This is a genomic window from Bacillus sp. Medicinal_06, from assembly GCF_056711665.1.
Map to the genome: position 1 here is coordinate 485,791 of NZ_JBWYHD010000002.1, position 12,071 is coordinate 497,861.

Genomic DNA, 12,071 nt, shown 5'->3' on the forward strand with positions numbered 1-12,071 from the left:
AAACGAGTAAATGAACATTTGTTTATGGAGATATTCAATCTTAGTTAATAGAACTTGTATCATATTGTCACCCCTTAATCTGTCTTGTATAATGAACAGGTTAAGGGGTGATTTCGTGTTACAACCGAAGACGCGTTGGAAAGAAAAGTCATTTAATGAAGAGCAGGTAAGTGAGTTGGCAAGTAAATTGCAATTATCACCGCTTGTTACTTCGTTATTCCTCGGTAGAGGTTTAGATACAGAAGATAAGATTGTAGATTTTTTAAATACAGAAAGACAAGAATTTCACGATCCATTTTTACTTGAAGGAATGGATCGCACAGTAGATCGTGTAAAGCAAGCCATTCAAAATGGAGAACAAATTTTAATTTTTGGTGACTACGATGCCGATGGTGTAAGTAGTACGACAGTGTTATACCTTGCTCTTCAAGAACTAGGTGCGGATGTTGAGTTCTATATTCCAAACCGATTTACGGAAGGATATGGACCGAATGAAGAGGCGTTTCGCTGGGCGCACCGTGCAGGATTTTCTCTTATTATTACTGTTGATACAGGTATTGCAGCAGTTCATGAGGCGCAGGTGGCAAAAGAACTTGGCATGGACCTTATTATTACAGATCATCATGAGCCGCCGCCAGAACTTCCAGAAGCCCTTGCGATTATTCATCCGAAGCTAGAAGGCGGCGTTTATCCGTTTCATTATTTAGCGGGCGTTGGTGTTGCATTTAAAGTGGCGCATGCATTACTTGGACGTGTACCGGAGCATTTATTAGAAATTGCAGTGATTGGTACAGTAGCCGATTTAGTGTCGCTTCATGGTGAAAATAGATTGCTCGTACAGCGCGGACTGAAGCAAATGCGAATGACGAGAAATATTGGTTTAAAAGCATTGTTTAAAGTAGCAAATGTTTCACAAAGTGAGATTACAGAAGAAAGCATTGGCTTCTCAATTGCACCGCGTATTAATGCAATTGGTCGCTTAGAAGATGCGGCTCCGGCAGTTCACCTTCTTTTATCGGAGGATCCAGAAGAAGCGAAAGAGCTTGCTGAAGAAATCGATGAAATGAATAAGCTACGTAAAGATATAGTAAAGCAAATTACAGAAGAAGCGATTGCAGAGGTAGAAAACAACTATCCGCCAGAGAACAATAAAGTATTAGTGCTTGCGAAAGAAGGATGGAATCCAGGCGTAATAGGGATTGTTGCTTCTAAATTAGTAGAGCGTTTTTATCGTCCAACAATCGTGTTATGTATTGATCCGGAGAAGCAAACAGCAAAAGGATCTGCTCGTAGTATTGCAGGATTTGATTTGTTTGCGAACTTATCAGATTGTAGAGAATTGTTACCACACTTTGGTGGTCATCCAATGGCAGCGGGAATGACGCTTCATATGAATGATGTGGAGGAACTGCGCCGCCGTTTAAATGAGCAGGCAGAAGTGATCTTAACGCCTGAAGACTTTACACCGATTACAACAGTTGATGCTTTTTGTAAAGTGGAGGATGTGACGCTCTCGGCAATTGAGGAAATGCAGAAGCTCGCGCCATTTGGTGTTGGAAATCCGAAGCCGCGTATCGCAATTAGGGATGCGGAGTTAGAAAGTATTCGTGCGATTGGATCAGATGGTTCTCATTTGAAGATGGCACTTCGTAACGGACAAGCAACGTTAGATACAATTGGCTTTGGTTTTGGTAGCTACGCGAAGGAGATTTCTCCGGTTGCTACTGTCTCGGTTGTAGGAGAGGCATCAATTAATGAGTGGAATAATTTCAAGAAACCACAGCTAATGATTCAAGATATTGCAGTAGAGGCATGGCAATTATTTGATTGGCGTAGCATGCGTAATGTGGAATCAAATTTAGCAGAGCTTCCGAAAGAAAAAGTAACAATGGTGTATTTTTCTGAAGAGGTATTAAATAAGTTTTCTTTAGAAGAATATAAAGAACAACTTATGCATGCTTCAGGAGTGACTGAGCTAGATGGTCGTTATATTGTTTTGCTAGATTTACCAAAGTCAACAGATGAATTACGTGGTTTATTTCAGGTAGGCTTCCCAGCGCGAATTTATACGCTGTTTTATCAGGAGAATAATCATTTATTTAGTACGGTTCCAACAAGAGAACATTTTAAATGGTACTATTCCTTCTTACATCAAAAAGCACCATTTTCTTTAAGACAACATGGGGAACAACTATGTCGTCATAAAGGTTGGTCAAAAGATACAGTAAATTTCATGACACAGGTGTTTTTTGAGTTAGAATTTGTTACAATAAAAGACGGTGTCATTTTTATGGCAGAAGAAATGAAGAAGCGTGATTTAATTGAATCGAACACATATCGTGAGAAAATGAACCACCTTCAATTAGAAAAAGAGTTGGTTTATAGCACATATCAACAACTATATACATGGTTTGAAACGATTCGTAATCATAAAGAAGTAGAACAGTTAGGGTAAAGGCCTTGTATTTACAGACCTTTTATATCTGAGGAGGATTCAGAAATATGGATTTCAAGCAACATATCGCAATTGTACCGGATTATCCGAAAGAAGGTATCGTGTTTAAAGACATCACACCTTTAATGAACGATGGGAAAGCATACAAAGCAGCAACAGATGAAATCGTTGCTTATGCGAAAGAAAGAAATATCGACCTTGTAGTAGGCCCAGAAGCACGTGGTTTTATTATCGGTTGCCCAGTTTCTTACGCGCTAGAAGTAGGGTTTGCACCAGTTCGTAAATTAGGAAAATTACCTCGTGAAGTCATTAAAGTAGACTACGGTAAAGAGTATGGAAAAGATGTTTTAACAATCCATAAAGATGCAATTAAACCAGGTCAACGCGTATTAATTACGGATGACTTATTAGCTACAGGTGGAACAATCGAAGCGACAATTAAGCTAGTTGAAGAACTTGGTGGAGTTGTAGCAGGGATTGCATTCTTAGTAGAACTTACTTACTTAGATGGCCGCAAAATGTTAGACGGTTATGATGTATTAGTGTTAGAAAAATACTAATTATTATATAGGTAAAACTACGGCGATAGAAAAAAGTACCCGTGAATCTCTTGGAGAGGAGCGGGTACTTTTGTATAATTGTACAAAAAAGTATGGTGAAATATCTGTAAAATCTTTTCCTTTTCACAATTCACAATCATTAGGTTATAATGATAGAATAAAATTTATTCTAATGATAAGGGAAAAGTCAATTTTCAATAAAAGGTGATTCGATGGCAAATGAGCAAGTACTAACAGCTGAACAGGTACTCGAGAAAGCACGGCAATATTTAGCAGACGATGATATTGAACTAGTGGCACGCGCCTATGAATATGCGCGTGACGCACATAGTGAACAGTATAGAAAATCGGGCGAACCATATATTATTCATCCGATTCAAGTTGCAGGTATTTTAGTTGATTTACACATGGATCCATCTACAGTGTCAGCAGGTTTTTTGCATGATGTAGTAGAAGATACAGAAGTTACATTAGAGGATATTGAACGGGAATTTAATAAAGAAATTGCAATGCTTGTTGATGGGGTTACAAAGCTTGGAAAAATTAAATATAAATCTCATGAACAACAACAAGCAGAGAACCATCGCAAAATGTTTATCGCAATGGCCCAAGATATTCGTGTTATTTTAATCAAATTAGCTGACCGTCTTCATAACATGCGTACACTGAAGCATTTGCCGCAAGAAAAGCAGCGTCGTATTGCAAATGAAACGTTAGAAATCTTTGCACCTTTAGCTCATAGACTCGGAATTAATACTATTAAATGGGAGCTAGAGGATACAGCGCTTCGCTATTTAAATCCGCAGCAATACTATCGCATTGTTAACTTAATGAAGCGGAAACGCGCAGAGCGTGAAGAATATTTGGATGAAGTCATGACGGGTATTCGTGACAAACTGAAAGAAGTAGCGATTCAACCAGATATTTCAGGGCGCCCAAAACATATTTATAGTATTTATCGTAAAATGGCACTTCAAAATAAACAATTTAATGAAATTTATGATTTATTAGCTGTGCGCGTTGTTGTGAATAGTATTAAAGATTGTTATGCGGTGCTTGGTATTATCCATACATGTTGGAAACCGATGCCAGGTCGTTTTAAAGATTATATTGCTATGCCGAAAGCAAATCTATACCAATCTCTTCATACAACCGTGATTGGGCCAAAAGGTGATCCACTTGAAGTGCAAATTCGTACGAAAGAAATGCATGAAATTGCGGAGTACGGGATTGCAGCGCACTGGGCGTATAAAGAGGGAAAAGCTGCGGAAGCAACAGGTACCCTTGAGAAGAAACTAACATGGTTCCGTCAAATATTAGAATGGCAAAATGAAGCTTCTAATGCAGAAGAATTTATGGAGTCATTAAAAATTGATCTGTTCTCTGATATGGTATTCGTCTTTACACCAAAAGGCGATGTCATGGAATTACCGCTAGGTTCGGTTCCGATTGATTTTGCTTACCGTGTCCATTCAGAAATCGGGAATAAAACAATTGGTGCAAAAGTCAATGGTAAAATGGTGACACTTGATTATAAGCTGAAAACAGGTGATATCATTGAAATTTTAACATCTAAACATTCGTATGGACCAAGTCAGGACTGGGTAAAACTTGCTCAAACATCTCATGCCAAAAATAAAATTCGTCAATTTTTCAAAAAGCAACGCCGAGACGAGAATATTGAAAAAGGTCGCGAGCTTGTTGAGAAAGAAGTACGCAATTTAGAGTATGAAATGAAAGAAGTATTAGCACCTGACAATTTAAAACGAGTGGCTGAGAAATATAACTTTGCGAATGAAGAGGATATGTTTGCAGCAGTTGGATATAACGGCATTACGGCGGCACAAATTGTAACGCGTCTAACGGATAAGTTCCGCAAACAGCGTGACGAAGAACAAGATATTGTGGAAGTTAAAGAAGTTCGTAAACCGATGAAAATTAGAAAATGGGATTCAGGTGTAAAAGTAAGCGGAGCTGACAATTTATTAATCCGCTTATCGAAATGTTGTAACCCAGTACCAGGTGACGATATTGTCGGATATATTACGAAAGGTCGCGGCGTTTCTATTCACCGTCGTGATTGTGTTAATGTTCATACAGAAGAAGCTCAGGAGCGCTTGCTAGAAGTAGAGTGGGAAGGTAGTCCAGAAAAAGAGATTGAGTATAATGTTGATATTGAAATTTCTGGGTATGATCGCCGCGGCTTATTAAATGAAGTTCTGCAAGCTGTAACAGAAACAAAAACATATATTTCAGCAGTTTCAGGTAGAAGCGACCGCAATAAAATGGCAACGATCAATATGTCTATTTCGATTCGTAATTTACACCATTTGAAAAAGGTAGTAGAGCGTATTAAGAGAGTTCCAGAAATTTATGCAGTACGCCGCATGATGCATTAATAGGGAGTGTATAAAATATGAGAATTGTCTTGCAACGATCAAAAAAAGCGTCTGTTACAGTAGATGGTGAGATTGTAGGACAGATCCCGTTCGGTTTAACATTGTTAGTTGGCATCACACATGAAGATACAGAGAAGGATGCAACGTATATTGCTGAGAAGGTTGCGAATTTACGTATTTTTGAAGATGAGAACGGGAAGATGAACCATTCTGTATTAGATGTAGAGGGACAAGTTCTTTCTATTTCACAATTTACATTGTACGGAGATTGCCGTAAAGGAAGACGCCCCAACTTTATGGATGCTGCGAAACCAGACTACGCAGAGAACTTGTATGATTTCTTTAATGAAGAACTTCGTAAACAAGGACTTCACGTAGAAACAGGAAAGTTCGGTGCGATGATGGATGTATCATTGATTAATGATGGTCCGGTGACCTTAATTTTGGAAAGTAAGTAATGGTGAAGAGAGGAGAAATCCTCTCTTTTTTAGTTGAATTTGTGCTAGTGGATTATAATTTTGTTTTAGAGAAATTAGCGATATAGTATAATTTATATATTGATAAATATTTGATTTTAAGTACATATGAAAATGTATGTAAGGGGCAGGAAGTGTATGAATTGGTCGATTTTCAAAGATTCTAAACTTACTTTAGGATTTAGTGCTGCAATTCTTTTACATGTGCTGGGAGTTATATTTGCGGTAGAAAATTATGGTACTTGGGTAGTGTTTGTAATAGCAGGAATAGTTATAATGTTCTTTAGTATTCAAAGAGCTGGTTATGTATACAGAAGTAGTGTGGAATAGTCTTATCCAAGAAGATGTACGTAATAGAAAAAGCCGTTGAGGAAATAAACTTTATTTATCCCGCATTAACGGGAAGTAAGACCCTCACTTCAAAATTTCGTACGAGCAGGGAGATCAACTGCCCGTAAAAGTCCGATTGGTGAGAGCTAATACTCAGCGGGGGGATAAAGAAAACCCTCACTGATTAAAGTTTCACTTTATTTGTGAGTATAACTGGACAATTAATATGGAACAATAGAAGTAAAAACATCCATATTGATTGTGAGGGATACACGTATGCGCATGAACGAAAAAGGGCACTCTGTGACGAACGGAGCGAATCAATTATTTAATGTGAATTTCCATGAATTTATCGACAAAGAACAGAACAATACTTCTATGGAGCTTGCATCTGAATTCGGTATTTCCTTGCAAGATGTTAAGCGGTTAAAGAGGCAGATTGAACGTTCCTAAGAGACTTGACAACTGCTAGGAAGAAACGTATAGTAATTTTATATTTACATATGAAGAGAACCGATGATAGAGAAGAGTAGATGAGATACACGTGAAAAGAGAAGAAATGTCCTAGGCTGAAAACATTTCTACACGATGACTGATCGAATGACACTCTGTAGGTTTCAACTTGAACAGCTTATAGGCTCAGTAGAGGTTGAACGCAAGTTTAAGCGTTATTAAAAAAGTGGAAGCATACGTGCTTCAATTAGGGTGGCACCACGGGTATAATACTCTCGTCCCTACTGGATAATCAGTAGAGGCGGGAGTTTTTTTATTTTTGATAAGATTAAAACAATTTGAGGAGGAACTGAATATGTCTATTCAAATCCCACGCGGAACGCAAGATATTCTTCCAGGTAGCGTTGAGTTATGGCAATACATCGAAGGGCAAGCACGCGAAATTTGCCGTCGTTACAACTATAAAGAAATTCGCACACCAATTTTTGAGCACACAGAATTATTTTTACGCGGTGTTGGTGATACAACAGATATCGTGCAAAAAGAAATGTACTCATTCCAAGATCGTGGAGAGCGCAGCTTAACACTTCGTCCAGAAGGCACAGCACCTGTTGTACGTTCTTACGTTGAAAACAAAATGTATGGTGATGCAACGCAGCCAACGAAATTATATTACATCGGTCAAATGTTCCGTTATGAAAGACCACAAGCAGGTCGCTATCGTCAATTCGTACAATTCGGTATCGAAGCAATCGGTAGTAATGATCCTGCCATTGATGCAGAAGTAATTGCACTTGCTGTAGAATTCTACCGCGGCATGGGCTTAAAAAATATTAAAGTTGTCCTAAATAGTTTAGGTGATGCAGCGAGCCGTAAAGCACATCGTGAGGCATTAATCGCTCACTTTGAGCCTCGTATTGGCGAGTTCTGTTCTGACTGTCAATCTCGTTTAGAGAAAAACCCACTTCGTATTTTAGACTGTAAGAAGGATCGTGATCATGAATTAATGAGCGCAGCACCATCTATTACAGAATACTTAAACGAAGAATCAACAGTATACTATGAAAAAGTACAAGAATTATTAACGATGATGGGTGTTCCATTTGAAAAAGATCCAAATCTAGTACGTGGTTTAGATTACTATCAGCATACTGTCTTTGAAATTATGAGTGAAGCAGATGGTTTCGGTGCCATTACAACATTAAGCGGTGGTGGTCGCTATAACGGACTTGTACAAGAAATCGGTGGTCCAGAAATGCCTGGTATTGGTTTTGCGATGAGTATCGAGCGTTTAATTATGGCGCTAAAAGCTGAGAACATTGAGCTTCCAATTGAGCATAACATTGATTGTTATGTTGTAGCACTTGGGGATAAAGCGAAAGATCATGCTGCAAAAATTGCATTTGATCTTCGTAAGGCTGGGTTATCAGTTGAAAAAGATTATTTGGATCGCAAAATGAAAGCACAATTTAAATCAGCGGATCGTCTAAATGCAAAATATGTAGCTGTGTTAGGTGAAGATGAGTTAGATAAGGGTATCATTAACTTAAAAAATATGGCGACAGGTGAGCAAGAAGAAGTAGCATTAGATGTATTTGCTTCATATGTAGCAGAAAAATTAATATAGGGGGAACTCATAGTGGCTGAAAGAACACATGCATGTGGAAAAGTAACAGTAGAAGCAGTTGGACAAACGGTTCAATTAAAAGGTTGGGTACAAAAGCGCCGTGATTTAGGTGGATTAATTTTCATCGACTTACGTGACCGCACAGGTATCGTACAAGTTGTATTTAACCCAGAAACATCTAAAGAAGCACTAGAAGTAGCAGAAACAATTCGTAGCGAATACGTGCTTCACGTAGAAGGAACAGTTGTTGAGCGCGGCGCTGGTACAATTAATGACAATATGGCAACAGGACGCATTGAAGTACAGGCAACAAAAGTTAATGTATTAAATGCGGCAAAAACAACGCCAATTATTATTGCGGATGATACAGATGCATCAGAAGATGTTCGTTTAAAATATCGTTATTTAGATTTACGTCGTCCGGTTATGTATAACACATTTAAAATGCGTCACGACGTAACAAAAACAATTCGTAACTTCTTAGATTCAGAAGAGTTCTTAGAAGTTGAAACACCAATCTTAACAAAGAGTACACCAGAAGGAGCTCGTGACTATTTAGTTCCAAGCCGTGTTCATGAAGGTGAATTTTATGCATTACCTCAATCTCCGCAGCTATTTAAACAGCTTCTTATGGTCGGCGGATTTGAGCGTTACTACCAAGTAGCACGTTGTTTCCGTGATGAAGATTTACGTGCGGATCGTCAACCAGAATTCACGCAAATCGACATCGAGGCTTCATTCTTAACACAAGAAGAAATTTTAGATATGATGGAGCGCATGATGACGAAAGTTATGAAGGATGCAAAAGGTGTAGAAATTAACGCACCATTCCCTCGTATGACATATGCAGATGCGATGGCTCGCTATGGTTCTGATAAGCCGGATACGCGCTTTGCAATGGAACTTACTGATCTATCTGAATTTGCAGCAGGATGTGGCTTCAAAGTATTTACAAGCGCTGTAGAGAACGGTGGACAAGTAAAAGCAATTAATGCAAAAGGTGCAGCGAGCAAATATTCTCGTAAAGACATCGATGCATTAACTGAATTTGTAAAAGTATACGGAGCGAAAGGTTTAGCTTGGTTAAAAGTTGAAGAAGATGGCTTAAAAGGACCGATTGCGAAATTCTTCGGTGAAGAAGATGCAAGCGTACTAATGAACACATTAGAAGCGACTGCTGGTGACTTATTATTATTCGTTGCTGATAAGAAGAGTGTTGTTGCAGATAGCTTAGGAGCACTTCGTTTACGCTTAGGTAAAGAACTTGAGTTAATTGACGAAAGTAAATTTAACTTCCTATGGGTAACAGATTGGCCACTTCTTGAGTATGATGAAGATGCAGATCGCTATTTCGCAGCGCATCATCCATTCACAATGCCATTCCGTGAAGATGTGGAGCTATTAGAAACAGCACCAGAAAAAGCGCGTGCGCAAGCGTATGACCTTGTATTAAACGGTTATGAACTTGGTGGTGGATCACTTCGTATTTACGAGCGTGATGTACAAGAAAAAATGTTCAAAGCACTTGGATTTTCACAAGAAGAAGCACAAGAGCAATTTGGATTCTTATTAGAAGCATTCGAGTATGGTACACCACCACACGGCGGAATTGCATTAGGGTTAGACCGTCTTGTAATGTTACTTGCAGGTCGTACAAACCTTCGTGATACAATTGCATTCCCGAAAACAGCAAGTGCAAGCTGTTTACTAACAGATGCGCCAAGCCCGGTTGCAGGAGCGCAACTTGAAGAGCTTAACTTACAGTTAAACGTAAAAGAAGAGAAGTAAGAACGGAAGCTAGATGGGGTATACTAACCTCATCTAGTTTTTTTATGGATGCATGTATATATTTCCTGTATTCTTCGTATTGGAAATATATTTTTAGAGATTCTGTAACTTTTTCTATACAAATAGTCGGAAAAACGCTAGAATACATGGTAGACCATTTTTGTAATAGGAGTGTAGGGACGCATGTTACATCAATTTTCACGTAATGAATTAGCCTTCGGAAAAGAAGGTCTTGAAATATTAAAAAATAGTACAGTTGGCATTTTAGGAATTGGCGGCGTAGGCTCATTTGCAGCAGAAGCGTTAGCACGTTCTGGTGTAGGACGCCTTGTATTAGTTGATAAAGATGTTGTTGACATTACAAATGTGAACCGTCAAATTCACGCACTACTTTCTACTGTGGGCCGTTCAAAAGTAGAATTAATGAAAGAGCGTATCGCTGATATTAACCCAGACTGTGAAGTAATAGGATTAGAAATGTTTTATACAGATGAAACATATGAAGAATTCTTTAAACACGGTTTAGACTTTGTAGTTGATGCATCAGATACAATTACGTTTAAAATTCATTTAATTAAACAATGCTTACGACGTAAAATTAAAATCATCTCAAGTATGGGTGCAGCAAACAAAATGGACCCAACTCGTTTCCGTATTGCGGATATTTCCAAAACACATACAGATCCGATTGCGAAAGTCATTCGTACGAAACTTCGTAAAGAAGGGATTAAAAAAGGTGTAAAAGTGGTATTCTCTGATGAAAACCCAATCGTAATTCGTGAAGAGGTTCGTAAAGAAATCGTTCCAGATGAAAACGCAAAAATTCGTAAAGCGAAATTACCACCTTCTTCAAATGCATTCGTACCATCTGTGGCAGGTCTCATTATGGCAAGTCATGTTGTACGTGAACGTATAAAGAATGTAGAAGTAAAGCGTGTTGGACAAGAGTAAAAACAGAAAGCGTATATTCTATAAGGGATATACGCATTTTTATGTGGTATAAAGAGTTTAGGTGAGAAATACCCATATCGGCAGTGCGACAGATTCTAAGGCAATTAAAAGTAATAAATAATGATCGTACTGGTCCGATTGATACGAAGCAGATCTTTTCAAGCCTTTAATGGTAAAAAACCTAAAATCAAAACGAGAATCCCGAGTGTAATTTTGAAAATCGTTAATGAAATAGACAATCTCCCCTTTTTTAATAACGTATATCGTTAGGTTTATAATAACATAAAAGTTATATTTTTCCTTATTATGTTTTGAATGCATAAAAATACTCCCCACCATGTAATATGAGGTGGGGAGTATTTCAATTTTCAGCTGAGTATATAATATCTAAATTCCCGTTTTGATCGGTTTTAAAAATAGGAGCAATTTGATCTTCTTGTTCATCTACTAGCACAAGCTTTCGCGCACGATCCATAATTCGAACAAGCATTGCATAATCTTCTTCGATTGCTTGTTGTTTTTTCGTTAAATCTGCTAGTTTGACCTCTAGTTCATCGTTTGTTTTTTGTAAGGAGGCAAGCTTTGTGTGCAAGTCTTCATTTTCAATTTGTATCTTTTCTAACCCAGGATTATTGTGTCCTAAGTTTTGCAAGAATGAGATTACATCTTGCATTGTAAGAGAATGCTTGTTAGAAACAAGTTCTTCGGAAAATTCAGCATCAATTATGACTTTTCGTTTTGGTTTTAATAGTTGTTCTTTTTCCACATTTGCTTCAGAACGCTTTAACTCTTTTCTCTGCTTCTTAGCAAGTTGTACAGCATCCTCATAATTTTGCCTAACTTCAGCATTCCAGCGAAATCCACAAGCGGCAGAAGTACGGTTTAATTTATCTCCAACTTCATCGAATGCTTTTAGTTGTGTGCTGCCACTGCGAATATGTCGTAAGACGGTTTCTGCTAAAAGGAGATCATCTTCTCCTGTCCATGCATCTTGGCGTGTTTTCATAAGCGAAACCTCCATTATCATGTCGT

General features: G+C 38.2%; 10 protein-coding genes and 1 other annotated feature. Of the genes, 9 read left to right on the forward strand and 1 reads right to left on the reverse strand.

All coding sequences use genetic code 11. The annotated features are described in order from the left end of the window. Positions 1-115: 115 nt before the first annotated feature. The 9 genes from recJ (at position 116) to AC1M36_RS06135 (ending at position 11,039) form a co-directional block, all read left to right on the forward strand. Positions 116-2,455 carry a single-stranded-DNA-specific exonuclease RecJ gene (gene recJ, locus AC1M36_RS06095; protein ID WP_336450209.1) on the forward strand — a complete coding sequence of 780 codons (2,340 nt, stop codon included), beginning with the start codon at positions 116-118 and terminating at the stop codon, positions 2,453-2,455. Between the two features lie 47 nt (positions 2,456-2,502). Further along, on the forward strand, positions 2,503-3,015 hold the full coding sequence (locus tag AC1M36_RS06100; RefSeq protein ID WP_336450208.1) for an adenine phosphoribosyltransferase: 513 nt from the start codon (positions 2,503-2,505) through the stop codon (positions 3,013-3,015). A gap of 212 nt (positions 3,016-3,227) precedes the next feature. Continuing rightward, positions 3,228-5,414: a GTP diphosphokinase gene (gene relA, locus AC1M36_RS06105; protein ID WP_336450207.1), complete on the forward strand. Its 2,187-nt coding sequence runs from the start codon at positions 3,228-3,230 to the stop codon at positions 5,412-5,414. Between the two features lie 17 nt (positions 5,415-5,431). Further along, the gene (locus AC1M36_RS06110) at positions 5,432-5,872 is read left to right on the forward strand and encodes a D-tyrosyl-tRNA(Tyr) deacylase (protein WP_336450206.1); all 441 of its coding nucleotides are present in this window, start codon (positions 5,432-5,434) and stop codon (positions 5,870-5,872) included. 156 nt (positions 5,873-6,028) lie between these two features. Beyond that, positions 6,029-6,220 carry a damage-inducible protein DinB gene (locus tag AC1M36_RS06115; RefSeq protein ID WP_336450205.1) on the forward strand — a complete coding sequence of 64 codons (192 nt, stop codon included), beginning with the start codon at positions 6,029-6,031 and terminating at the stop codon, positions 6,218-6,220. A gap of 276 nt (positions 6,221-6,496) precedes the next feature. After that, on the forward strand, positions 6,497-6,673 hold the full coding sequence (locus AC1M36_RS06120; protein WP_001242606.1) for a hypothetical protein: 177 nt from the start codon (positions 6,497-6,499) through the stop codon (positions 6,671-6,673). Between the two features lie 54 nt (positions 6,674-6,727). Next, positions 6,728-6,959, forward strand: a binding site (T-box leader). A 69-nt stretch (positions 6,960-7,028) separates the two neighbouring features. Further along, the gene (gene hisS / locus AC1M36_RS06125; RefSeq protein WP_336450204.1) at positions 7,029-8,300 is read left to right on the forward strand and encodes a histidine--tRNA ligase; all 1,272 of its coding nucleotides are present in this window, start codon (positions 7,029-7,031) and stop codon (positions 8,298-8,300) included. Positions 8,301-8,312: 12 nt separating this feature from the next. Next, on the forward strand, positions 8,313-10,088 hold the full coding sequence (gene aspS / locus AC1M36_RS06130; RefSeq protein WP_479845652.1) for an aspartate--tRNA ligase: 1,776 nt from the start codon (positions 8,313-8,315) through the stop codon (positions 10,086-10,088). A 183-nt stretch (positions 10,089-10,271) separates the two neighbouring features. Continuing rightward, positions 10,272-11,039, forward strand: coding sequence for a tRNA threonylcarbamoyladenosine dehydratase (locus AC1M36_RS06135; protein ID WP_000903174.1), 768 nt, complete (start codon positions 10,272-10,274; stop codon positions 11,037-11,039). A 361-nt stretch (positions 11,040-11,400) separates the two neighbouring features. On the opposite strand, the gene AC1M36_RS06140 is transcribed toward AC1M36_RS06135, so the two are convergent. Next, entirely contained in the window at positions 11,401-12,045 is a 645-nt protein-coding gene (locus AC1M36_RS06140) for an RsfA family transcriptional regulator (RefSeq protein WP_336450202.1), read from the reverse strand. Positions 12,046-12,071: the final 26 nt, after the last annotated feature.

Coding starts and splice junctions, on each gene's coding strand:
- AC1M36_RS06100 (WP_336450208.1), top strand. CDS start 2,503: ATGGATTTCAAGCAACATATCGCAATTGTACCGGATTATCCGAAAGAA.
- relA (WP_336450207.1), top strand. CDS start 3,228: ATGGCAAATGAGCAAGTACTAACAGCTGAACAGGTACTCGAGAAAGCA.
- AC1M36_RS06110 (WP_336450206.1), top strand. CDS start 5,432: ATGAGAATTGTCTTGCAACGATCAAAAAAAGCGTCTGTTACAGTAGAT.
- AC1M36_RS06115 (WP_336450205.1), top strand. CDS start 6,029: ATGAATTGGTCGATTTTCAAAGATTCTAAACTTACTTTAGGATTTAGT.
- AC1M36_RS06120 (WP_001242606.1), top strand. CDS start 6,497: ATGCGCATGAACGAAAAAGGGCACTCTGTGACGAACGGAGCGAATCAA.
- hisS (WP_336450204.1), top strand. CDS start 7,029: ATGTCTATTCAAATCCCACGCGGAACGCAAGATATTCTTCCAGGTAGC.
- AC1M36_RS06135 (WP_000903174.1), top strand. CDS start 10,272: ATGTTACATCAATTTTCACGTAATGAATTAGCCTTCGGAAAAGAAGGT.
- AC1M36_RS06140 (WP_336450202.1), bottom strand. CDS start 12,045: ATGAAAACACGCCAAGATGCATGGACAGGAGAAGATGATCTCCTTTTA.